21 protein-coding genes are annotated in these 23,270 nt (G+C 42.0%); 4 read left to right on the top strand and 17 right to left on the bottom strand.

Annotated features, from left to right (window positions below; translation table 11 throughout):
* Window positions 1-7: 7 nt before the first annotated feature.
* From AC04NP_RS16725 to AC04NP_RS16710, 4 genes are all read right to left on the bottom strand, one after another.
* Entirely contained in the window at window positions 8-826 is an 819-nt protein-coding gene (locus AC04NP_RS16725) for a DUF2490 domain-containing protein (protein ID WP_482860974.1), read from the bottom strand.
* The gene (locus AC04NP_RS16720) at window positions 823-2,718 is read right to left on the bottom strand and encodes a hypothetical protein (RefSeq protein WP_482860973.1); all 1,896 of its coding nucleotides are present in this window, start codon (window positions 2,716-2,718) and stop codon (window positions 823-825) included. The genes AC04NP_RS16725 and AC04NP_RS16720 overlap by 4 nt, the downstream gene beginning before the upstream one ends.
* Before the next feature lie 125 nt (window positions 2,719-2,843).
* Window positions 2,844-3,080, bottom strand: coding sequence for a hypothetical protein (locus AC04NP_RS16715; RefSeq protein WP_482860972.1), 237 nt, complete (start codon window positions 3,078-3,080; stop codon window positions 2,844-2,846).
* Window positions 3,081-3,174: 94 nt separating this feature from the next.
* Window positions 3,175-3,678, bottom strand: a complete 504-nt coding sequence (locus AC04NP_RS16710) for a hypothetical protein (RefSeq protein ID WP_482860971.1) — start codon at window positions 3,676-3,678, stop codon at window positions 3,175-3,177.
* A 462-nt stretch (window positions 3,679-4,140) separates the two neighbouring features.
* On the opposite strand from AC04NP_RS16710, the gene AC04NP_RS16705 reads away from it, so the two are divergent.
* Window positions 4,141-5,178, top strand: a complete 1,038-nt coding sequence (locus AC04NP_RS16705) for a zinc-dependent alcohol dehydrogenase family protein (protein ID WP_482860970.1) — start codon at window positions 4,141-4,143, stop codon at window positions 5,176-5,178.
* Between the two features lie 157 nt (window positions 5,179-5,335).
* Here the strand turns inward: AC04NP_RS16705 and AC04NP_RS16700 are convergent, their stop codons facing one another.
* Entirely contained in the window at window positions 5,336-7,396 is a 2,061-nt protein-coding gene (locus AC04NP_RS16700; RefSeq protein WP_482860969.1) for a helix-turn-helix domain-containing protein, read from the bottom strand.
* A gap of 412 nt (window positions 7,397-7,808) precedes the next feature.
* Between AC04NP_RS16700 and AC04NP_RS16695 the strand changes: the two genes are divergently transcribed.
* Both AC04NP_RS16695 and AC04NP_RS16690 read left to right on the top strand, forming a co-directional pair.
* A complete protein-coding gene (locus AC04NP_RS16695) occupies window positions 7,809-7,931 on the top strand; it encodes a hypothetical protein (RefSeq protein WP_482860968.1) in 123 nt (40 codons plus the stop codon).
* 19 nt (window positions 7,932-7,950) lie between these two features.
* A complete protein-coding gene (locus tag AC04NP_RS16690) occupies window positions 7,951-9,057 on the top strand; it encodes an acyltransferase family protein (protein WP_482860967.1) in 1,107 nt (368 codons plus the stop codon).
* A gap of 205 nt (window positions 9,058-9,262) precedes the next feature.
* Here AC04NP_RS16690 and AC04NP_RS16685 read toward each other — a convergent pair whose 3' ends face one another.
* Complete coding sequence (locus AC04NP_RS16685) at window positions 9,263-9,634, bottom strand: hypothetical protein (RefSeq protein WP_482860966.1); 372 nt, start codon at window positions 9,632-9,634, stop codon at window positions 9,263-9,265.
* A complete protein-coding gene (locus tag AC04NP_RS16680; RefSeq protein WP_482860965.1) occupies window positions 9,597-9,872 on the bottom strand; it encodes a hypothetical protein in 276 nt (91 codons plus the stop codon). Before AC04NP_RS16680 ends, AC04NP_RS16685 begins: the two co-directional genes overlap by 38 nt.
* A 316-nt stretch (window positions 9,873-10,188) precedes the next feature.
* Here AC04NP_RS16680 and AC04NP_RS16675 point away from each other — a divergent pair, with 316 nt between their 5' ends.
* On the top strand, window positions 10,189-10,773 hold the full coding sequence (locus AC04NP_RS16675; protein ID WP_482860964.1) for a GrpB family protein: 585 nt from the start codon (window positions 10,189-10,191) through the stop codon (window positions 10,771-10,773).
* A 216-nt stretch (window positions 10,774-10,989) separates the two neighbouring features.
* Here the strand turns inward: AC04NP_RS16675 and AC04NP_RS16670 are convergent, their stop codons facing one another.
* The 10 genes from AC04NP_RS16670 to AC04NP_RS16625 form a co-directional block, all read right to left on the bottom strand.
* Complete coding sequence (locus AC04NP_RS16670; RefSeq protein ID WP_482860963.1) at window positions 10,990-11,283, bottom strand: hypothetical protein; 294 nt, start codon at window positions 11,281-11,283, stop codon at window positions 10,990-10,992.
* 478 nt (window positions 11,284-11,761) lie between these two features.
* Window positions 11,762-14,221 carry a TonB-dependent receptor gene (locus AC04NP_RS16665; RefSeq protein WP_482860962.1) on the bottom strand — a complete coding sequence of 820 codons (2,460 nt, stop codon included), beginning with the start codon at window positions 14,219-14,221 and terminating at the stop codon, window positions 11,762-11,764.
* A 78-nt stretch (window positions 14,222-14,299) separates the two neighbouring features.
* Window positions 14,300-15,100 (bottom strand): AraC family transcriptional regulator, encoded by an 801-nt coding sequence (locus AC04NP_RS16660; RefSeq protein ID WP_482860960.1) that lies wholly within the window; start codon window positions 15,098-15,100, stop codon window positions 14,300-14,302.
* Between the two features lie 195 nt (window positions 15,101-15,295).
* Window positions 15,296-16,033: a hypothetical protein gene (locus tag AC04NP_RS16655; protein WP_482860959.1), complete on the bottom strand. Its 738-nt coding sequence runs from the start codon at window positions 16,031-16,033 to the stop codon at window positions 15,296-15,298.
* A gap of 202 nt (window positions 16,034-16,235) precedes the next feature.
* Window positions 16,236-16,424 (bottom strand): hypothetical protein, encoded by a 189-nt coding sequence (locus tag AC04NP_RS16650; protein WP_482860958.1) that lies wholly within the window; start codon window positions 16,422-16,424, stop codon window positions 16,236-16,238.
* 246 nt (window positions 16,425-16,670) lie between these two features.
* Window positions 16,671-17,630: a hypothetical protein gene (locus tag AC04NP_RS16645; protein ID WP_482860957.1), complete on the bottom strand. Its 960-nt coding sequence runs from the start codon at window positions 17,628-17,630 to the stop codon at window positions 16,671-16,673.
* Between the two features lie 760 nt (window positions 17,631-18,390).
* Complete coding sequence (locus AC04NP_RS16640) at window positions 18,391-18,768, bottom strand: ABC transporter permease (RefSeq protein ID WP_482860955.1); 378 nt, start codon at window positions 18,766-18,768, stop codon at window positions 18,391-18,393.
* A complete protein-coding gene (locus AC04NP_RS16635) occupies window positions 18,728-20,047 on the bottom strand; it encodes an ABC transporter permease (protein WP_482860954.1) in 1,320 nt (439 codons plus the stop codon). Before AC04NP_RS16635 ends, AC04NP_RS16640 begins: the two co-directional genes overlap by 41 nt.
* 408 nt (window positions 20,048-20,455) lie before the next feature.
* Window positions 20,456-21,943 (bottom strand): TolC family protein, encoded by a 1,488-nt coding sequence (locus tag AC04NP_RS16630; RefSeq protein WP_482860953.1) that lies wholly within the window; start codon window positions 21,941-21,943, stop codon window positions 20,456-20,458.
* A gap of 22 nt (window positions 21,944-21,965) precedes the next feature.
* Window positions 21,966-23,174 (bottom strand): efflux RND transporter periplasmic adaptor subunit, encoded by a 1,209-nt coding sequence (locus AC04NP_RS16625; RefSeq protein WP_482860952.1) that lies wholly within the window; start codon window positions 23,172-23,174, stop codon window positions 21,966-21,968.
* Window positions 23,175-23,270 lie beyond the last annotated feature (96 nt).

Genomic DNA, 23,270 nt, shown 5'->3' with positions numbered 1-23,270 from the left:
GTAATCTCTAATCACTTTGGTGAATAGATGGGAGTTTACTTTTTATTTTTCTTAAATCCGGAGAGAAATACAAATGGAATCGCAAGGTCCAATTTTGCCGGTAGATGCTGCCCTCCGCGAGGTCCTGGCCTTGGGAATACATAATGCCGGAGGCCAGGGTGATCCTGGGGTTTACAATGTAACCAAAGGAGGTATGTAAACGCAAATCTTCAAAAGGACTATCCACCACAGGTTTTCCACTTTGCATGATCAGCTCAGCTTCTGGCGAAACATAAAATGTCTTAGAAGCCAATTTTGGTTTGTTCAAGGGGATTTTAAACTTTAACATGTATCGCCATCGATTTCTGAAAATGTACTCGCTATCTTCATGGAATCCCTGAGACCAACGATGCTCGATACGAATGCGGTGATACACCATCATTCTGGTCAGCGGCATAGCAAACAAATATTGATGCCAGATGCGCCATTCAGGAACGGTATTTCTTTGCGTTGGGGTCTTGTTCGTATTGTAATTGACACGTAAAACCCCACCCAGACTAGCGTTGAACTTTTTGGAAAATAAATAGCTAATAGCATGCCGGTTATAGATTTGTGCTACTTGCCCGGCAAAAGGGGTGTTACCTTTTTCCGCCATCCTGAAGTGTGTTTGGGCAATCCAAAACAACCGGTCAGAAATTCGAATATTCCCATAGGTATTTACCCACATAATCGTCACAGGCTCTTTGTATTCAGAGTCTCTGGGTTGTTGTTGTGCCATAGCGTAGCATTGAAATAGCACCGATAGCAAGAGTAGCCCTAAGATTTTTTTCTTGTTACGCAGCTTCATGGTTTAACCACTTTGTTGTCAGTTTGAATGTTAAATAATTGCATGATCGCCAACGGGTCAACCTCCCTTTTTAGTTTGCGTTCAAGCTTGCCGGTATCCTCTTCTCGCAGCGCCAACATCCTTTTGTGGGTATTCTCCAGGAGTGATATCAACTGGGGTGTATTATTGCATGAAAGAGCGTTGTTTAACTCATTGAACAGGTATGGGACAAGTATTTCCCGGTAAGCACCGGTGATGTGTCTCTTCACTTGTTCGTTCATCACCGTTGCGGTGAACGGATTCCAAACCTGATCGGTGTACAACACTTTGATTTCATCCATTTGTACCTGAAGCATCGAAATTTTTTCTGATAAATCCTGCATTTGATCGAAACAGCTCGTAAGCCATCGTGCCCGGTCAGGCTTTTTCGCCAGGTCATTCATAGAGGAATATTCACTGAGTTCGTTTGTAGCGGCTCGCTTTACGGCAACTAAAGTGCTTTGAGGTTCACCTGTTATTTTTTCTCGCAGTGAGTCCACCAAATCATTCAAAGCAGTCATTTCTGCGATCAGTCCTTCCTCTAGCATCATCAATTGCGTCTGCCGCTGCTCATTGGTCAATTTCTCATTTAACTGGGTTTGAATAGACTCCATGCTACCGGCTACATATTTGGCAAGCTCGTAAATACCTTCTATACCATCTTTTTCAAACTGGTAGGCTTCGGCGTTCGGCCCTTTATATGATCTTGTTATTACGCTATCTACAAATTCATAGGTCACACCGATTTCAGTTGAAATCGCATCATGCTGCCATAATATCGATGAGATATGCTCTCGTGGCACGAAAGACAGGATATTCCGATCATACAATTGAGTTACTTCTTCGAGTAGTGATAAATGCTTTCCGGAAAGCTCATCTACTACCGAGAGCAGAAAAAAGGCTTCATTATCCGACATTTTGAGGATGTTGAGCTGGGTACTTTTCAGCAAGGCTTCACTGATTTTTTTACTTTCAGTATAATAAGCCTTTATTGAATCAAGTTGATTTAACTCATTATTATTCAATGAATTATAATTTACTTTTACTTTGAATTCCGGCATAAACCGGGACTTTCCCAACTTAGACAGAAGATCATCAATTTTTCGATAATGCTTCGCATTTTCAACAAGTAAACTATTCAACTTACCTTTGATTTCAACACGGTGATCTCCCGTTAGCCGTTGATTAAGTTTGATGATTTCAAGGTATCTCTCATCCAGGTTAATTATTTGGGGATTCTCAATTCCGTCGTTATAGACTTCCAAAGTAACTGTAAAGTCGTTTTTCTTTACTAAGATCTTGTCGAGACTCCCTTCCGAAAAATGCCAGCTTTCGATAACACCCGGCTCATCAGCGGAATACAATTCCCACACATCATGGGCCAGACCGTCTCTCAGAAACCTGCCCATAAGCGTCATGCGCTCATTTTGAATGCTAAAACTTTTTTGGGGAACACCCCTGTCAAAATCAATTGTACTCTTGAAAAGCGTCTCTTGAACTTGGGATTCCCTGATATGCTGTGTGGTTTGGGTCCATCTCCCATGAGGTGTACCTTCTAAGATATTACCCGAGGTCTCATGGTAAATACCATTGGTTTTTACCTTATAATAATAATCAATAACCTCAAGTACTTCCGCACCGTCAATGGTAAATTCTCCAAATTGAAAACGCCAGGGACCATCGGGTACATTATTCTGAAAAGCGCCTTCAAAATAAAAGTAGAGATCCTGCTTGGATAGCAGGTCTTTCAAATTAGCATGCTGCATTTGAAATCGGCCATCAAAAATAGTATCGCCATCCAATAGCTTATAACCAAACTCCGCCATCCCCTCATATTTACCTGCCTTGTAGGGGCCGCTATAATTCAATGCCATTTGGCCATAAAGCGAATAATGGACGACTATTGACAGCCATAAGAATAGGGTTATTTCTTTAAACAATAGCATTGCGCAAAGAAATAAAAATTAAATTGAAATGAGATAATAATCAGCCTGATAAATTAGCCATTAAGTCCTTGAACCACCTTGCGTTGCCGGGGTTGACCGGTAGTATATTTTTTACTATTCTTCAACGTAGCGCTTATGTTTAAATTAAATCTTTGCTTTCCATCCTTGACATGTGGATTGTGTTGGATATACACTTCCCCGGCATATTTTTCTATGGCTTCTTCAGGCTTATTTTGATTGAACATCAGATCACAAAAAGCCACTGCATTTTTCCTGTTGTCTTCTAACATGGGTAAAACTATTCAAATCATAAACGGTCCACAACCATGGCTATTATAACCAAAAACCCTCCGGAATACAACCATGTTAAATTCCTGGCCGGCCTTAGCTAATCAATTTCAAATACCGTGTAAGTAAAAACCACCCCATACCCATCACTATGGCGACGGCATCCAACCAGTCAGCTATGAAGCGATCTGAAAAATAAGGAAAAAGTACCTCGGACACAAAAATGATATAGCCTGTGGTCACCACTATGTCTGCCACTGTCAACCGTTGCTGTCCGAAAAACAATCGTCGCTCAAAGGAAACGGCTGTCAGTGCAAGCGCTCCGGCACAAAAGGGATCCAGATAGGCATCTGCCAGTTCCAGCCGTAAACCCAGCCAGTGCTGCAGGTATTGATGCACAAGGAAAAGTACAAGTGGGACAACCCAACTATAATGCCAGCTAATCTGCTTTACAAGGCCGCTAATAAAGCGAACAAAAGCCCCACCAGTATCAATGGACTCAGCGCCACTAATATGAGGAGTATGATGATCCGGATGCTGATTTTTGCGGTTTTGACCCAAAATGTATCGCCTGATTTGATGGCGAAAAGTTTGTTCCATTTGTTATATGTATCTTTGGCACGATCTGAGAGGTTACCCTCCGCATGGGAAGGCTTGCCCTCTGATTCAGCGGCTGATTGGCGCTTCATAAGTTTATACCGGTATATCCTGTTTCCCCTTCTTAAAAGAATAAGGAGATGGTTCCACTAAATCCATTTTACGGATTTTTCATTAGCATAATCATCTCCTTCACTATCTGAAACAACAGTTTTCACTCCTTTTAGTTGCTGTTAGGTGCTGTTTTGTTAGCCATAACGATTTTCCCGATCCGAAACGCTCTTTGATACGGACTATTCCTTTCTCTTACCAGGTGACCGTAGATCATCATAAAATGTTGTAATGACATTTATCTGAATTCTGATTGACCGATATCATAGCGAAGTTTTGATTTTGCCCATAGGTTTGTACCGGGCATGATAGGATACCAGCCCTTCATTTGATCATTAAATAACGATTAACCCTATGAAAGCACTAGTTTATCATGGTCCCGGTAAAAAAAACTGGGAAGAGAAACCAAAACCAACTATTCAGGAACCAACGGATGCCGTTGTAAAAATTTTGAAAACGACAATTTGCGGTACAGATCTGCACATATTGAAAGGCGATGTACCGGAGGTGGAAGATGGAAGGATTATAGGTCATGAAGGCGTCGGTGTTATTGAGGAAGTGGGGGGCGCAGTTAGCCATTTTAAAAAAGGGGATCACGTATTGATCTCCTGCATTACCTCTTGTGGCAAGTGTGAATATTGTAAAAAGGCCATGTATTCACACTGTGAAAACGGTGGTTGGATACTGGGGCATTTAATTGACGGCACTCAGGCCGAATATGTAAGAATACCTTATGCCGATACCAGCCTGTATCTTGTTCCGGCCGGTGCAGATGAAGAGGCGCTGGTGATGTTAAGTGATATTTTACCCACCGGTTTTGAGTGTGGTGTTTTAAAAGGAAAGGTAAAGCCCGGAGATACGATTGCCATTGTCGGTGCAGGCCCCATTGGAATGGCTACCTTATTGACGGCCCAGTTTTTTGCTCCCGCAGAAATCATCATGATAGACGTCGATGACAACCGGCTCGAGGTAGCCAAAACTTTTGGTGCCACCCATACCATTAATAACTCGGATGGGAAGGCCCTGGAAAAGGTGATGGAATTCACCGACAACAGAGGGGTTGACACTGCGATTGAAGCGGTAGGTATTCCCGGAACCTTCGAACTATGTGCGGCCATGGCTACTGCGGGAGGTTACATAGCCAACATTGGTGTTCATGGAAAAAGCGCCACCCTTCACCTGGAAACATTATGGGCCCACAACGTGACCATCACCACACGCCTCGTGGATACGGAGACCACACCTATGTTGTTCAAAAATGTTCAGTCGGGTAAACTGGATGCCAGGCAACTCATTACCCATCATTTTAAACTGGACCAGATTATGGAAGCGTATGAAACTTTTCAAAATGCGGAAAAGGAAAAGGCATTGAAGGTGATCATATCCGGTTAGAGAATTGGTTTTAAACTAAGGAACTGGCAAGAACCCGTGCAAGCCTCTAAAAATAGATAATTCCCCATAGCGCGCGTTCGCGGCTGTTGCACAACGTTTTCGCCTATAAAAAAATACAAGCACATTCTTAAGTTGTGTAACGGACACGCGCGCCAATTCAAAGTAGCCCCTCCGCTTCAAGCATCGCCCTGGTTTGTTTGTGCTGCGCCCAGAATGTCTCATCGATCCTGGCCATCACGGTGTCAAATTCAGGGTGGTCTTTGAGTCTTTCCAATAAAGGTTCGTCCCGCAAAAAGAGCAGTACCCAGAATTGGTAGTTTTTCTGCCTGGAGAAGGTCTTTAAATGCTTCATCGCCAGATCGAGGTCACCATGATGGGTATAGTAGGTTGACAGGCTTAGGCCCTGATACATGGAGTGATCTTTGTCTGCATACGCCTTGTAGGCGGCAAAGTATTTTTTTGACGCCTCTACCTGGCCAACCTTCTCCAAAACATAGGCAATTTTGGCATTTTCACTCGGGTATACATCCAGATCTTCGGCTTTCTTGATCCTAATGAAATCGTCATAGTACTTCATTGCCTCATTAAAGTCACGGAGGTAATAGCACACCTTAGCAACTTCCTGGATGATATCAAAACGGGTGGTGTCTTTTTCCAAAGCCCTGAGCAGTAGCTGTTTGGTTTTCTTCAGGTCTTTATCCTGCGCAAGCTGGACATAGGCATATACGTATTCCGAAAAAAGATTCGCAGGATTGTAGGCCAACGACTTTTTGATGTTTTCCCCGGCCTCTTTTAAAAAACCTGTTTGTACCAGCGCATTGCTCAAATGGAGGTAACTGTAGCTGGCGGTTACCGAGTCCTGGCCACCCCTATTCAACCTGCTTGCCCGAAGCGCATGCTCCAGGTACTTTTCAGTATCAGGCATATAAGTGGTATAGATATCTGCCAGAAAATTACTTACCCAGCCCGAATTGGGCCGATAGGCAAGCACTTTCTCAAGAAATTTAACAGCGAGTTCATACTGTTCGTCCTCCATGTAAAATAAGGCTTTTGCCAACATGCTTTCAGGCAGATCCGCATCTAACAGCAACGCCTTATCGGCATAGGTGTTGATTTGCCCGGCATATTGCTTGTGGGCCTGAAAAATATCGAGGTAGTAGTAACAAATCGCCATGTAAGCATAGGCATGCGCAAAGCCGGGATCCTGTGCAATGGCTTTCTCAAAATTTTCTATGGCCTGATAGAGCCCTTCCCGGGTTTCTTCACGTGTGTATTCAAGTCCTTTCAGATAATGATCATAGGCTACCAAATCTTCCGTGGGTATTTTGTCAATGCGCTTTTCTTCTTCCGGGGTAATGATTACCGCTATCTGGCCGGCAATATTCTTTGCTACTTCGGTTTGCAATGGAAAGATATCCTCGACCCGCCGGTTATAACGCCGTGACCAAATATGTTTGTCCCGTGGTGCTTCCACCAACTGGACTGTAAGCATAATCTGATCCCCTATCTTTTGACCACTGCCTTCTACAAAGTAGTTCACGTCCAGTTCCTTTGCCATCTCCCTGATGGTTTTAGGATTATGCCGGTATTTTTCCACACTGGTTCTGCTGACAACTCTCAGGTCTTCAATTTTCTGCAGATGGCTGAGTATGGCTTCCATCAACCCATTGATGATGTAGACATTGGAAGAATCGTCACTATCGTTTTTGAACGGTAGGACGGCAATGGATTTTTCAAGCGGTTCCGGTGTTGATTTTGGCTGCAGCCAAACAAAAACGGCGATTGCCAGAACAACGGCTAAAATTAACGACCAAACCGGCACCACCGGTAATCTCCCGGAGTTCTGATCGCCCGATACATTTTCCTCTTCCTGCTCCTCTTCCATTCTTCCCAGTTCTCTGGGCGGAAAGCCATATTGATCCTTAAAACACTTGATAAAATAGGAAGTACTGTTGAAGCCCACTTTAAATGATACCTCGGAAACGGTCAGGGAGTCATCCTTTAACAATTCCCTTGCCTTTTGCAAACGTACCTGGCGGATTAGCTGGCTCACCGAAAGCGAAGTGATGTTTTTAACCTTGCGAAGCAGATGGGACCGGCTCATATTAACTTCTTCCGCCAACTCAGAAACGCCGAATTGCTCATCCGAAAGATTTTCTTCGATCTTTCGGAGCACTTTCTTGAGCAACGCATTCTTTATCGTTGAAAAATCGCTCATGGAAACGGGCCATGCTTGGCAATGACTGCCTACAATGATAAATGAAAGGATCGCTAAATCAAAGTCTTTTTTTAGTGGATTACCCCTGGCAATGCGTCATAATTGATACCGATGAGTCATAGTTTCAATGCCTGATTTATACTTTATATACTTTGCAGCATAGGTATTTAGTACCGCCCCTGTGCCGGATATAACTTTTTGATATTGAAGTAAATGTGAAATTAAACCAAACCTGTTATGAAACTTTTTAAAAAAATGTCTTTGCTGAATTCCATTAAATTTACTTTCACTGCCAGCCTTTTTTTCCTGATTAGAAATCGTAAGGGATTTACTCGCAGCCGGTGCGGATGCCAGTCTGAGAAATCACTATGGTTCAACGGCGCTGGAGTCTGTCTCTGCACCCTTTGAAGATGTGAAAGCGATCTATGATCAGATCAGCAAAGACCTGGGGCCTTTGGGGTTAAAGCTGGATTATGAGCAACTTCGGAACACCCGGCCTGTCATTGTAAAAATGTTGTCAGAAAATCAACTTTAATCTTGTCGCTTATACGATCATGTTGATTGCAAACAGAAGATATGACATAGACTGGCTGGGAGTCATCGCCATTGGCCTGTTATTAATTTATCATATTGCCATCGGTTTTCAGCCATGGGGCGTGTTGATCGGCTTTATTCAAAACAATGAACCTATGGAGTCTGTTTGGATTCCTATGTCCATGCTAAATGTATGGCGAATCCCGCTACTGTTTTTCGTATCGGGCATGGGTGTCTGCTTTGCCATCCGGAAGCGGAATTGGAAGCAGTTGCTTCTTGAGCGATCACAGCGGATTTTACTTCCCTTTGTATTTGGTACCCTGACCATTGTGCCTATCCACATTGTATTGTGGCAGCGCTACTATCATCAGGACATCGAGTATGTTTTAAATCCATCGCATTTATGGTTTCTGGGCAACATTTTTATTTACGTGCTGGTGTTATCACCATTATTTTTCCTTATGAAGACTCACCAAAATGGGACTTTCCGTAGATGGCTCGCTGTCCTGTTCAGCAAGCCTGTGGGATTGCTGTTAATTGTTGTGCCCTTTATTATTGAAGCCGCTTTGATCGAGCCTGAAAGTTATGAACTCTATGCGATGACATTCCACGGCTTTTGGCTGGGACTGCTGGCGTTCCTGTTCGGTTTCTGCTGTGTGTATAGCGGGGAGGTATTCTGGCAGACGGTATTAAAATGGCGGTGGCTATTCTTTGTGGTCGCTTTTGGCCTGTATCTGGTCCGGCTGATTATTTTTGAGCTTCAGGGACCCAACTACCTTACGGCTTTTGAATCCAATATGTGGATATTCGCTGTATTTGGTTGGGGGTATAAGTATTTAAACCGGCCAAGCAAAGCCCTGAGTTATCTGAGCCAGGCAGCTTACCCGGTTTACATTATCCATATGGCGTTTTTATATTTGGGATCATCCCTATTTTTCCCATTGGCTGTACCGACTGAAATCAAATTCATGCTGGCCAACCTTTTTACCATTTTGTGTTGCTTTATTGTCTATGAACTGGTTATCAGGCTGATCAATCTATTGAGACCTCTTTTTGGATTGAAGGTAGTTGAGCGGAAGGCTAAGGATAAAACCTATGTCCGCAAACATGAGAAAAAACCCGCGTAAATGGCTGGAAGTGTATGAATAGGTAGCATTTAGTTTTCGACCTCCGGCATTATTTTGTCTGAGTCGGTTTTATCAATATTGTATAAACAATGCACGTAGATTCTCATTGGCTAAAAGCTCGGTGACTCTTTGAGTCTTCGTGCCTCTCATATATAGGGCAATTTCCGGTTCATCCAGGATGGAAATTGATCGGTCATTATTATGATCATTTTTCATTTCTAAGAGCAGAAACCTCAGACTTAAGTGCTTGATTGTCCTCTTTCAGATCTTTTATTTCTTTATTCATCTCAATCATATAAAGAGTAAGTTCCTCCACTTTCTTTAAAAGTTTCAGATTCATGTCTTTCAAATTTATACCGCTTTCCTCCATTTCAAAAGCTGAAGGTATCTCTGGTAGATGGCAATTTTCTTTAATGTAGATTTCTGTTTCTTCCAGCGTTCTTAGTTCATAGTTACTTTCAAAAACATAATCCGGAGCAACCGCTCCATTAAGGTCAACTTTTACTTCATTGGTATGAATGGTTCCTTTTACGGCAAGTTCAGCGTCTGGCGAGGTGGTTCCAATTCCTACTCTCATAACCACCACTAAATTCTATTTCACCTCCCTGCCCGGTTACTAAGCCATTTCGTGTACCACTTAAATAGACCTTTCCAATGTGTCCATTATCTCCATAAATCCCAAGGTTAAGCTGGCCGTTGTTGTTATATTCTAAGTAGTTTGTTGATGTATTATCTTCAAATTGAAGTTTTTTAAATTGAGCTTTGACAGTGATAGTTGTGAAAAACACAATGGCCAATAAATAAATCTTTTTCATAATTTTATTCTTGGTTATGGATGGTATAATCTTTTATTTAAAGCTTTTTTGCAGTGGATCATATTAATGATCGATACTTTTATATTAAAAAGTCAAACCTGACATATTTACGCTTTATACACCTTGGCCAGGGATTTGTTCCCCAAGATAAAACCGTTCAGTGACATGAGATGTCACCGAGATTTTTTTATTTGAAATAGTTTATTAGCAAGACATAACAGCATCAAAAATCCATTACATTAGCATTGTAGATCAGGCAGGTACGAAATACCTGCTCGGGTTATCTGACTATTGCCGGCAACCGTAAAAACCAAAAATGAAAAAAAGCCTATACGATTTAACAAAAGAAGATTGGAATTCCCTTTTCCCTGTAGAACTGGTTGAACACAATCCCGCATGGAAAGATATTTTTGAAGAAGAAAAAAAGAGGATTACAGGAAAGGTAGGTAAGGATGTCATCTTAAGAATAGAACATTTTGGCAGTACCTCCATACCCAACATCAAGGCCAAACCATATATTGATATAATCATTGAAATACCCGAAGTACTGCTCTTCGACAAAAGAGTAATAAAGGATTTTGAAAAACTAGGGTATACCTATTTTAAGGTACCTGAAAGAGAAAATATTCCGGCTTATATGTCATTTGGCAAAGGGTATAACCTGAATGGGGTAAAGGAGCAGATTTATCATATTCATATGTGTCCTAAAGGTAATTATATGTGGAGACAGATCGAATTCCGGGATTACCTGATCGCTCACCCGGACAGGTCCAAAGCCTATGAACGACTAAAAATTGATTTGGCCTCCGGACACAAGAATGACCGGGGCGGATATGTTGTTGCTAAAACCGCTTTTATCAACGAAACGCTAGACCTTATAAAAGGAAAAGCCAGTCACTAACCATTCAAAGGGTTCAGTTAAGCGGGAATTTACGGGTAACGGTACAGGTGTAACCTGGCTAAACCTAAAATTCCCGATGTCTGAAAACAGATTGATATTCAACGTATTACGATTTTAGAACTCATGAGAAAAGAAGGTTGGAGGTTTTAAATTGGATCAAAAATGTATAAAAAGCAGACCACATATAAAGAGTGGCCTGCTGACATGGTATGAAATTTAAGATTTCACCAATGTCTCCAGTTCCGACCACAGCGCTTTTAAACTATAAAGTGCGTTTTTTTCTGTGGTATCGAGGCAAAAATCTGTGTGATAAAGGGCAAGATCATGAATCATTTTTAAGGCATGTATCAAATCCTCTATTCCTAGAGATTTGAGGTTTTCAATACATTTCACTTCCAAAGAAATCAGAGGTTGAGGTTTAATGCACTCAGATTTCTTTAAGGATGGGGCACTAACTGTTTGTGACTGATTGACATTTAGGCATAAGCCATTGTCATTCTGTGTTCGCATAATAGAATGAATTTTTAAGATAAACAATGAGAGGGGAAGTCACTGCGAACACATTCCAAGCGGTGCTTAGATAGGTCTCGGGACTTTCACCCGTATGCTTCCCCAAGATTTTCCGTTTAAGACTTAACTGCAACAAATGCACCATGAGTAATAAAATTTTAAAATGTGTTCGCATTTCAAAGTTAAGAAAACCAGGAAAAGAATCCAGAAAAAAAGTCAACAACATGTTGTATGTGAAATGGCGCTGTTCTGCCATGCTGAAAAGTCTATACTTTTAACAATTTGTCGGTCAAAAGAATGCCGTGGTAGGTTCTGGTATGTTATTACTTGTATATGCAACTTAAAGGTGCTTTCACAAACAGCAGCTCATGTTAAAATACCTTGGTGGTTCACCATTTTTCACCACGGAAGCACTAAGACACAAAGAGACACAGAGGTTTGCGCCATGTCGTTATCCGCGATAGTGACCATATTTTCATCAAAACTCTTTTTCTCCAAACTCACTTTTGATGAACTTCGCCTTATTTTCAGATTTATTCAGCGCGTAGCTCAGGTTAAGCATAATCATGTCAACCTCATATACATAGTTAGTGGTGGTGAAAAATTCTCCTTCCCGGAAAGTGGTGATGCGTTGTTCATTGCTTTCCAGTAATCCCATGTCCATGTGAAGCCATTGCAGTGTGGCCGTGAGACGATTATCCAGGAGCCCTTTTCTAACGGTCAGGTTAGGTGAAAGAAAGCGAGAGTCCTCTCCCTGGGCCGTATTGCGGTCGGAAATGTAATTTAGTGACCATTGCACACTGTAATCCCGGGGCAAATGAAAAGTCATATTGGCATTGATGGAATAGATCCAACCGGAGGTGTTTACCGGACGGTCATCAAATGTACCTTCGATTTCATAATGATACAGATTTCCACCGGCAAATACCTGCCACCATTTAGCCGGTTTTAACTCAGCCCCCACTTCAAAACCATATGAACGCCCCACACCCACGTTAGAATAGATCCGGTTGAGAATGGTATCGTTGTAAACATTGTTAACCCGGTTTACCAAATTTTCGACATTCCTGAAATATCCCGTGGCATATACCGAGTTTTCCCCGAAGTCTTTAATGAAGCCCAGCTCCACAAGGTCGATAAACTCTGGCAAAAGTTCCGGCTCTCCCTGCTCAAGGGTTTCTGAGTGCTCACGCTCGGGAAAAGGATTCATTTTGAAAGTGGTAGTACGCTCAATGCGTTTGCTGTAGGCAGCTTTGATTTTCAAACCATCATTGATCGTATATTGCACATTGGCTGTTGGAAAGGGTTTCACAAAATCATAGAGGTAGGTGGTATCCAGCGTCCCGGCTTTGTCTTTCAAATCAAGCTCGCGGTCCATGTATTCCAGGCGCAATCCAACGCCATAGTCCCACTTACCTTTGTTTCCCGAAAGCTGCGCATAAGCAGCGTGAATCCGTCTTCGTAGTTCCACATTACTCGAAAACTCAGGAACCAGTTCAAAAATTCCTGTTTCATTTTTCTTTCTTTCATACACAAAGTCACCGGTATGGTCCAGGTCGCGAAACTGATAACCGGCTTCAATGGTACCGATATTTAGCGGCTTGGACTGATAGTCTGCCTGAAAGCGTAAACCATTTAATGGATTATCATTGGTGTTGAATTCATCTTGAAACACCACGTTTGTATCGGGCCATCCCAGGTTACGGTTGGTGGTAGGGCCACCCAGGAGTGTATATTCGTAAAGCAAGGAAGTCGACAGCCTTGATTTGTTTTCAAAAAGATGGCTGTAGTCAAAACTGCCCAGTACAAAATCACCCTTGCGGATACGGAGATTTTCATTGAAATATTGCAGCGTATAAAGCCGCTCTTCTTTGAAAACGGCATGATTGTCAAAATACAAAATATCGGCTGTGCGGTCTTTGCTGCGCTTTCCGGCAAAAAAGCCTACGCTGTAGTTATTCCTGGGGTTAGGGGTATAACCAATGGTAAACCTCCCGGAGTAGTTGACTTCATCAAAGCTTCGTTCGCCGTCTGAGGGGAAACGTGTGAGTGTATCTTGTATCATGGTAAAAACATCTCCTTCCCTGCGGCCGGTTATGTCATTTCGCAGATAGCTGGCCCCCAATGATATGTCCCATTTGTTTTTTCTGTAGTTAATGGTGAAGTCCCCACCAAAGCGCGGTGCTGATTCAGCATTGTTGTAGTCTTCAATACTCGGCATACCCACCCTGGCATTAATCTGCGCAAAAAGGCCATCGGCAGCCCCCTGATGAGTAATAATGTTGATGATACCTGCTTTTCCCTCAGGGTCGTATTTGGCGGATGGGGCAGTAATTATCTCTATATTTTGGACTGCGTTGGCAGGCATTTGGTTCAGTATCACAGTGGCATCGGTCTGTACCGGCTTGCCATTGATCAGGACTACAAAACCCGATGATCCCCTGGCCCGGATTTGCCCCTGGGCATCGACAGAGATAGAGGGAAGGTTGCGCAGTACATCAGTGGCCGTACCACCCTGGCTGGCTTGAAACTTATCTGCCTCAAATACCTGACGGTCTACTTTATGGACGGTAGTTACTTTTTCACCTGTAATCTCTATTTCATCCAGCATCTGTTGATTGGGAAGCAATGCCAAAGACGAAAGTTTGACTGTTTCATTTTTTTCGATGGTAATGTTATCAACAGTTTTAGTTTCATAGCCCATGAATCGGGCAGTGAGATAATAGCGGCCAGGCTTAACGTTTTGGATTTCAAAATCACCTTCCTGCGAAGTAACGGTTCCGGTGACCAATGTGCTGTCTTTTTGATTGTAGACCACTACGCTTGCATATTCTATGGGTACATTTTCCATGCTGTCTACCAATTTGCCTTTGATGGTCTGGCTAAAAACGGCTGGCGCGATAAGCCATATTAACAACGACAGAAATAGTTTTCTCATCTAGGTTAAGTTTATCCGCAAAGAACGAATGCCATGCACAAAAATCATGGTAAATTTTTTCTAATCATGGTAGATTATCTACCTGGTACCGGCGCGGTACTCCATCGGGGTAAGTGCTGTCAATGATCTGAAAAACTTAACGAAGTTGGAAACATCACTGAAGTTAAGCCTGAATGCAATCTCAGAGACGGTCAGGGTAGTGTGGGTGATCAGGTTTTTAGCTTCTATCAATATTCGCTCCTTGATGATGTCTATGGCTGATGATTGCGCCGCTGACCTGCATATGGTATTGAGGCGTTTGACGCTCAGGTTCATTTGCTCTGCATATTGGCTGGCTTGTCTCAGCTCAATAAAGTGGTCGTTGACCAGCTTTTTAAACGCATAGAAATCCGCAATAATGGAAGGTTCGACACTTGTGTTTTTGTCGGCTAGCGCTAATGTTTTTAATAAGGTCAGGTTAAGGTAGGCCTGAAGGATTTTGTTGTCCCTCCAGGCTTTAAAATCGTCATAAAACTGTTCCAGCAGGGTGAAAAGGCCGGTTTGTTCGGGCAAATTAAATTGCACAGACATACTGAAAAGATTGTTCATTGTCTCAGTATATGTGGCCATGACTTCTTCCTTAAACAGTATTACAAACCCTTCCGGAATCTGTGAGAAATCCCAGCAGTGTACCTGTCCGGGTTTCAGGTAAAAACCTGTATACGGCTTCACCTCAAACTTTTGGTCATCGATGGTATGCATACCTGATCCTTTAAACAGAAAAATCAGTTCGTGGTAACCGGCGTGTTTATGGGGTTTGGTTGGCTTGATTACGGGTTTCATGCGTGAAACCTCGATCAACATGTCATCCTGGATTTTCTTCTTAAAATCTATTGCCATAGGTGTTTGGTAAAAAAGCGTTTGCCCAATTGGAAAGTTACTAAATAAGTAACGTGGATCTGGGGTAACAGTTTGTAATTTTCTTTTACGCCCTACTCTATTTTAGGAAACCTGAAGTTTAAAAACCACCAAGACACAAAGAGGCACAAAGCATTTTGTCGAAAACGTTATGCAACAACTGTTATGTGATGCACTTTATTTATGCATTGCGTCTGACTTAATCGCCTCCAGCAATTCCTCATCGGTCATGTAATACTTATCCATGAAAGCCTGCTCCTTTTTAAAAAATTCAATGCAAGATGAATCTTTTCTGACAAAATAAGCATATTGGTATATCTGGCTCCCCAATCCGTGATAAAGTGGCATCAGGTCCGTTGTCCGTTCGTGAATGGCGCGGAATTTATCGTCTTTAAGGTATTTGAGTCCCCATTTACCAAATTTGAAGAGGTTAAGCCGGTGGTAGTAAACGACATGTCCCAGTTCATGCGCTAAAATGCCTACCTGGGCGTCAAATGGCAGGGAACGAAGCAGGATCGGTTCAAAAAAAGCCCCCTCCTTCCTGGTATCGTTTAACAAAATACGGTATTGCCGATTCTTCCGTTGCCCAAACAGCGTCCATACATCCAGGGTGGACTCCATTGGCGCACCATCCTGGGTGAGTATCATATCAATTTTCACATCTTTTAGCTGGGGATAAGCGGTGTAAGCAATCGCTGCCGCTACCTCAAACCCTTCCGGTAAGCCTTTATGGTCTCCAATAATGGCTTTTAAGCTATCCAGATTGTATGACCTGTTGGCAAGTGTGTCGGGAAAACAGTAAGGCTCGAAGTCAGGCCTCTTTTGTGCCGGATCTACACGTTGCAGCAATACGCCGGCGGCAACCAGCGAGGCGGTAGCGATTGCGATTAAAAGCACATAAATGAATATTTTCATAATTTGGAATTATGTGTAGTCATAGTATGACTTGGAGTCATACTATGACTGGATTCGGAATTTATTGCTTTGGAGGAATGGTATGGGCGGAAGGGGTAAATGGAGTGTGTGAAATGTGTTCTTTGTATTCCGGAGGGGTTAAACATGGATGGATGAAGGTTACTGTTTTTGTCTAATGGCTTCTGCCGGATAAAGATGTTTTTTACAAACGCCATGTAAGACTTTTTACAGTCACCCCGATAAAAGTAAACTGATGACCACTATTAAATTTTTGGGTAGAGCCACGAATACCCAGGATAACTGACCGGGTTATGGCAACATCCAGATTCAACCCAAGTGTATATCCGATTTGCAATGGTTTGGACTCAACGAGTATATAATCGAAATTCACAATATTTCCACGGGCGTCTTTGGCAATGGAAAGGCCTAGGATGTGTCTTTCACGGTGCTTGTATTTTTATTTTACAGACACAAAGAGTTTTGTAGAAAACGTTGTGCAACAGCCACGAGACGCCTGCGCTATTTGATTACCAGGAAAAACAGAAGGGTGCCAAAAACACTGAGCCAAAATATATAGTCCCCGCCTTGATTGGCTCAGCGTTATGGGACACCCTTCTTCCCTGAGGAATACTAAGAATTATTCCACGACGACATCTACCTCCTCTTGTATCGTTTCGTCAACGTCGATGGAAATAGCCTGGTCAACAACAGTAGGATCCAGTATAAAGTTGTAAAGCCTGTTTTTGGCAATTGTATCCATTTGTGCTGTTCCCTCGGCAATCACTGCGTCTAATTCATCAAGCAGTTTAACCGATATTCTAAGAGGTCTGGTACCACCCATTGCACCTGACTCTGAGAATGGCATAGTGTGAAATATGGTGTTAATTCCGGGGGATGTTGTTAGATCAGCGGTAAACGTGAAAGTAAACTCATCACATATGTCACCCGCCCATACCAAATCCAAATCAATCGCCCCAAGGCCGTCCTGGCACTCATCATTGATACTTACTTCTCCCTTTACCGCGTTGGAGGGTAAAGAGACGCCTTCAGGCATTTGTATCCTGAACTGCACGCTGACCCTATTCAGCACCGCATCGATGCTCATATTATCCTCAGCCGTGAATATTTTGGAAAAGGCATAAAAATCATTCTTTAAATCGTCATTTATCTCGTAGATCACCGGCTGTGTTCCTGAAAGCGAGAAGAAAGTCTCGTATATAGGTTGGAATCTTGGTTGCTTGAGGCTATATGCCGCAATACCAATATAGTATTCCCTGTCCCTTTCTAATTCGATGGTATAATTATCCGGAAATTCATCTACGGGAAAAGATGTTATTACCCTTTCCGTAATATCTCCGGGATTATCACTGATCACTTCAGGAAATGGCCCATAAACCACATCAATGAATTCAACAGTAGATGGTACTGCACTTGTCCTTTGATTGGCAGCATCGGATTGGTCTATTTTAAGTGATCCGAGAGAGACTTTTACCAATTTCTTATCAGACAAATCAGGGGTTTCCTCTTCTTCAGTAGAACAGGAAAAAAATGCAAAATTCAATAGAAGTAAAAAAGCGAAGATGGTTATCTTTTTCATAGCAATGTTAGATTGTGGTTAATTTTACTTGTTAAATAATTAATTCAGAACTTTATAAGGCGGGTCAATTACCTATATATTATCTCTTATTCATTCTTAAATCACATGAACGGCTCCGGACATCATCTTTGCCTTAAAGCCGTAACTACCAATTTCTGGCTAAATAAATCATGGAGTTGCTTCTCTACTGTTGAAAAGGGAAAGTACTTTAGAAGTTAAAAGAAGTAAAAAAGCAGCGGTGGTTGTCTTTTTCATAGTGGTGTTAGATTGGTTAATTTTTATACAATTCAATTCAGGACTGCTCAAGACAAGATGAATACCTGCTATCGTGATATTTAAGATCAGTAGTACCCTGCATCCGACCTAACGCTCACAGCAATAATCTGTTAAAATTGCTGATTGAAGCTTTCCATTTTCTTAAAAAAATCATATTCTTACTCTTAAAAGTAATATAAGTGACAAAAAAACAAAGGATTTTATAGTTTTTTATTAAAAAAATCATATAATTTCTAAGCTAAAAAAATTAGAATTTACTGATTTCAAAGCTATTAGTACAACTGAAAGAAGCAGGGCTATGGTGTTTTCTCTTCTTTAACCGGATATTATTGATGAACCTTAAACGTTATTCGGCTTTCAAAGAATTTACAGGATCCGCGATCGACGCTACGTATGTCCTGTAACCCACGGTTAAAAATGAAACAAATACCAGAATCAGGACTGGCATTAAGATGATATCAAGCGCCATTCCAGTCTTGTAAGCCTAGTTATTCAACCAATCCCTGCCCCACAAGATAATCACCGGAATGGCCAATATGACCGCCACCAATAGCAGGACAAGATATTCCCCGGACAATAAAACCATCAGGTTATGCGTGCTGGCTCCAAAGACTTTTCTTATCCCAATCTCCCTGACCCTCAAAGTGGCCGAAAAGGAAACAAGTGCAAAAAGTCCTAAGCAGGCGATAAAGACCGCGAGGAGGGAAAATGCGGAAAACAATTTTCCAAACCGGAGTTCTGCCTGATATTGCCTGTTGAAATCCTCTTCCAGGAAAAAATAATGAAACGGGTCGTTGGGAAAAACCGTGTGGTAGGCACCCTCAATATGGGCAATGGTTTGCGGCCAGGAACTCCAAATCATAGGCATCTGTGAAGTCGGTATCTGCAATAATGATGTTTACGCCTTTATCGGCATCTCTAGGAGCACCCGACCTCCTGAAACCCTCGGTATAATAATACCCCCTACCCGGCACGGAGCTCGAGGCAGATACAGATGTAACAGCATGATGGCAAGTCGCCTGGTTCTTAAAAGTCCGGTATTTGGAGCCTTCCCGCTCCCCTTTTTCCAATGTTTCTAAAAATACCCGGGGACCATTGAGCACCAGAATTTTTTCCATATCCACCCCTAAATCCTGTTCCTTCATGAAGGTGATCTGTTTGTATACAAGGTAGGTTCCGGAAATAAGCAGTACCGAGGACAAAAATTGAAATACGATGAGGCCTTTGCGCAAACCAAATCCCCGGCCGCCGCTTGTCTTATTCGATTTGAGTACGCTCACTGGTTTGAAAGAAGACAAGACAAATGCCGGATAGAGGCCAGAAAGCACAGCGCCAAGGATGACAATCAATACAAACCAAATCCAAAATTCCGGACTCAATACCATACTGAATGTTATTTCTTTTCCAATAATTTTGTTGAGTAAAGGCAAGGTCAAAAAGGGAATGCCCAGGGATAGCAGGGCTGCCAACCCCCAGCCATTACTGTCGTTTTCCCTGTAAAACGTATGACTTTCAAGCAGAAAGGCCAATGGTAAAAGCATGTCGAATTGAAGATGACTATTAACAAGAAGTTTGTTTAATACACCGGTAACTACAAAATCCCCGCTGGTAATACCCAAACTTACTTTGAGTCGTTTCCCTATGGGAAAGGTGTTGCCAAAATACTTATTGGCCATTTGTTCGGTGATCACCACACTATGTTTGTTTTGCAATGCTGATTCGGGATCCCCATACTTCAACGGAAAGTTAAACATTTGCAGGAAATCACTGTCGGCAGACCAAACCTTATCCTCCTGATGGGTTTCGTTATTTTCAGTATTGGTGATAACAGGTTCAATTTCCCATGGACGGATCCGGACAAAGTCTATTATTTCAGGGATCATTTCCTTCCCTCTGGGGCCCAGGGCGTAAGTGGTATATACGCTCGGTTTGAGGTCTTCCCTGTTGGTGAATGTTTGTGTGATCCGGTAAGTATTTTCAGCATTTATATGAAATTTATCATAGCTCAATTCAAAATTGATATATTGGTAAATCAACAAGCAAACCCCCATTTCTAAGGCCAGGCCAAGCATATTAATCAGCGAGAAAACCTTGTTTCCGGAAAGGTTTCGAACAGCAACTTTAAAATAATTACGGAACATAGCAGTATGGTTATCATACTAAAACCATTTCCTTCGTACCGCTTGCTGCCATAGTCAGGGTTTACCTCATACTGATAAGTTTGTGTCGCTTCATTAAAACCGATGACATTATAGATTTGATCGTTGAAAATAGTTCTGTAACCCCCTTCATTTTCATCTATAAGATTGGCCAGGTTAAAAATATCCAGCGATAATATTAATTTATGTTCCTAATGGCTTGCAGAATGAATAACAATTGATGATACTTACTCAATGCTACTATGCTTTCACATTAACTATCTCAAGGTATTTTATCCCTGAAAGGTTAGCAAAAAATGAAAGTTGTTTTTTTGTTATAGTTTTGTGACTATAATCTTACCAATTGAGCATATGGATAAATAAGATTCTTTTCGGTCCGGTTGTAATAAACTAATTCGGCGAAAGTGATGGGTTGCTATAGATAATCTTATCGTTTAATTCAAAATCATATAGTGTGAGTATCCTTAAATAGTAATAGGATTCCCAATAGTCCCGGATGGAAGAAATATAATCCCTTTTGGCTGTTTCTCTTTCTGATAAAGAAATATTAAGATCAGTGATACTTATTTCTCCATTTTGAAATCGCTTCAGGGCTATCTGGTAGCCATTTTCGGCCACTTTGTCTGCTTCTCTTACAGTTTCAAGCTGATCTTTCAACAGGTTGAACTGTTCGACCTGCACCACAACCTCACGTTCAAAATCCAGTTTTTCACGCGCTACATCGTACAGTACCAGCTCCCGGCGCGACTCGGCCAGTTTTACTGCTGAGGCAGATTTTCCCCAATCCAGGATGGGAATATTCAGCGTAAGTCTCAGCGTTTGCTGCTTTTCGGTTTCCTGATAAACATCTGACAAAGAAAATGCATTTTTGGATGTTCCATAACTTCCTCTCAGCGTAGTGCTAAGTCCGGTGTTGCGTTTGGCCCTGGTCAGGTCCCGGTCTGCTTCGATTAACCGTCGCTCAAATTCCGGGCCCTCCTTCCTGTTTTCCAAGGTCTGCTGAAGTGCTAAATCCGGATCAATATAGAAAAGCGACATTTCAAGAGGAACAGTTAACGCTATTTGGGTATCCTGATTCATACCAATGTAGGATTTAAGTTCAAAGTCAGCGTTTTTTAAATCCATACTCGAGTTATTGAGTGCCTTTTTTGCATTCAGGACGGATAGCTGAATTCTCGAAAAGTCATTTTCAGAGATTTTTCCAAGTTTTCTTTTTACCTCGGCGATTTTCAAATTGTCTTCACTATTCTTGAGGTTATTGGCGGCGAGGTTGTAATTGGTTTGAATCCTGAGATAGGAAAAGAATCTTCTTGCCGTGTAGAGTGACACACGTTCAACGGACTCAACATATTGTTTTTGCGCTTCTTCGTAAATCAACGGCTCAGTCATCCTGGACCATTTCCACCAGTTGTAGGCAAATAAGGGTTGCTCAAAGCCAATATAAAAAGGTGAGCCGGACCATTCTATTGTATTTTTATTATAGTCCTGCACCCGGTACAAAGACGATGCGCCGTAAATAGTGGTACCCGTCTGGGGAATAATTTGGGTTAGCGCCAAATCTGCGGTAGTCCTTAATTGTGATATTTGTCTGAATTCAATGCTGCCATCAGGTTGTGTAATCGGTTCATTGGAAACCTGATAGTTAGGGAGATCCCCTGAAAGTCGCAACTGTGGCCTGAAATTGGCCTGAAAATTTTTCCACCGCCAGTAGTTATTGACATTTCTGTTTTGATGGTTTTTGATGGACGGCGATTGCTGAATAGCCATAGTTACCACATCTGACAATGTGAGTTTTACGACGTTTGCGGTATTCTGTGCATGGCTTTCCGGATGTAGTAATAAGAGTGTGGTGATCAGAAAAATGATATTATTTATCATGAAGCACAGTAAGATTTTTAGTTTATTTTAATTCGACTTCCCTTAACTTTCTTAACGATGAAATGTCTGAGATAATCAGCTCATCCCCCGGTTGGGCTCCCTCTTTTATCTCATAATATTCACTGCCTGACAATCCGGTTTTTACCTCCTTAAGCAGTGCTTTACCTGATTCCTTAAAGTAAATGAAATGTTTCTTTGATTTTCCAAAAGCAGGCCCCTTTTTTATTCTAACCACACTATCCTTCTTTACCTGCACCACCATTAAATCAACTGACATATTAGGCCGCAGCCCGGAATAATCACTCTGATCCAGGAACACATCAAATTCAATTTTTCCATCATTGATGGTGGGACTTATGGTCCCGATTTTTCCTGAAAACTTTTTTCCGTCAAGCAGGGCATAGACGCCGCGACCGGTTTTGGTAGCATTCGCGTACGTGTCTTCTATAGATGCACTCAGCTTAAAAGTTGTAAGATCAGACATTCTGACAAGTAATCGGTCTGTATCTACTTTTTCACCCTCTTTACCATTCACTTCCAGAATGATTCCGGATGAAGGGGCACGGATGGCCATTTTACGGAGTAGATCTTTTTTTTCGTCCAACTGCTTTTGTTGGATTTCAATTTGAAGCCTGAGTCCCTTTTCCTCGGTGGACAATTGTTTCAGCCGTATGGCATTTTTTGCCAGAATTGTCTCAAGATCCTTTTGGGCTAGTGTAAGCTCCTGTTTTGTTTTCTCGTATTTTGCCGGCGATATACCCCCCACTTCCAGAAGCTGCTCCTGATCCGCCAATTCAGATTTTATGGAAACAATTTTCAATTTTTTTACTTCCACATTGTAAGCAAGATCTACCCGGATATTTTTGTCATTCAGCAGGGTTTTCTCCAGATTATTGTTTTTAACTTCAATCTGGTCCTCTATTTCTTCAATCTGGTCCCTGATAGGCTTATCGTCCAGCTTCAAAATAATGTCATTTTTTTCTACCCGGCTCCCTACACCATTTTTTATATCTGTGATCACAGATGCTGCCGGGCTTAAAAGCAGCACTTCATTCTCCGGTTCCACAACCCCCTTTGCGGGCACGGTTTGCATAACTCTACCGACATCGACTTTTGCCGTTTCCAATTCATTTGATCTCAAAGTTGGGGCAAGGGGGTTTTTCCACATAACGGCAGTCACAAGGACGCCCAGGGTAATAAACATGATACCCCAAATTAACGCTTTTGACATGACAACTAATTATACTACGCCTTAACTAAAAAATATGCTTAACAATGATGCCCGATTTGTGAATAATCTTACATAAGGTATATTATCAGGTTCCTC

Source organism: Agaribacillus sp. DX54, assembly GCF_056858335.1.
This window is presented reverse-complemented; position numbering and strand designations above follow the sequence as displayed.

Coding starts and splice junctions, on each gene's coding strand:
- AC04NP_RS16630 (WP_482860953.1), bottom strand. CDS start 21,943: ATGATAAATAATATCATTTTTCTGATCACCACACTCTTATTACTACAT.
- AC04NP_RS16675 (WP_482860964.1), top strand. CDS start 10,189: ATGAAAAAAAGCCTATACGATTTAACAAAAGAAGATTGGAATTCCCTT.
- AC04NP_RS16720 (WP_482860973.1), bottom strand. CDS start 2,718: ATGGCATTGAATTATAGCGGCCCCTACAAGGCAGGTAAATATGAGGGG.
- AC04NP_RS16625 (WP_482860952.1), bottom strand. CDS start 23,174: ATGTCAAAAGCGTTAATTTGGGGTATCATGTTTATTACCCTGGGCGTC.
- AC04NP_RS16670 (WP_482860963.1), bottom strand. CDS start 11,283: ATGCGAACACAGAATGACAATGGCTTATGCCTAAATGTCAATCAGTCA.
- AC04NP_RS16705 (WP_482860970.1), top strand. CDS start 4,141: ATGAAAGCACTAGTTTATCATGGTCCCGGTAAAAAAAACTGGGAAGAG.
- AC04NP_RS16655 (WP_482860959.1), bottom strand. CDS start 16,033: ATGAAAATATTCATTTATGTGCTTTTAATCGCAATCGCTACCGCCTCG.
- AC04NP_RS16680 (WP_482860965.1), bottom strand. CDS start 9,872: ATGAAAAAGATTTATTTATTGGCCATTGTGTTTTTCACAACTATCACT.
- AC04NP_RS16710 (WP_482860971.1), bottom strand. CDS start 3,678: ATGGAACAAACTTTTCGCCATCAAATCAGGCGATACATTTTGGGTCAA.
- AC04NP_RS16635 (WP_482860954.1), bottom strand. CDS start 20,047: ATGTTCCGTAATTATTTTAAAGTTGCTGTTCGAAACCTTTCCGGAAAC.
- AC04NP_RS16645 (WP_482860957.1), bottom strand. CDS start 17,630: ATGAAAAAGATAACCATCTTCGCTTTTTTACTTCTATTGAATTTTGCA.
- AC04NP_RS16725 (WP_482860974.1), bottom strand. CDS start 826: ATGAAGCTGCGTAACAAGAAAAAAATCTTAGGGCTACTCTTGCTATCG.
- AC04NP_RS16700 (WP_482860969.1), bottom strand. CDS start 7,396: ATGAGCGATTTTTCAACGATAAAGAATGCGTTGCTCAAGAAAGTGCTC.
- AC04NP_RS16660 (WP_482860960.1), bottom strand. CDS start 15,100: ATGGCAATAGATTTTAAGAAGAAAATCCAGGATGACATGTTGATCGAG.
- AC04NP_RS16715 (WP_482860972.1), bottom strand. CDS start 3,080: ATGTTAGAAGACAACAGGAAAAATGCAGTGGCTTTTTGTGATCTGATG.
- AC04NP_RS16690 (WP_482860967.1), top strand. CDS start 7,951: ATGTTGATTGCAAACAGAAGATATGACATAGACTGGCTGGGAGTCATC.
- AC04NP_RS16685 (WP_482860966.1), bottom strand. CDS start 9,634: ATGAGAGTAGGAATTGGAACCACCTCGCCAGACGCTGAACTTGCCGTA.
- AC04NP_RS16665 (WP_482860962.1), bottom strand. CDS start 14,221: ATGAGAAAACTATTTCTGTCGTTGTTAATATGGCTTATCGCGCCAGCC.
- AC04NP_RS16640 (WP_482860955.1), bottom strand. CDS start 18,768: ATGATTTGGAGTTCCTGGCCGCAAACCATTGCCCATATTGAGGGTGCC.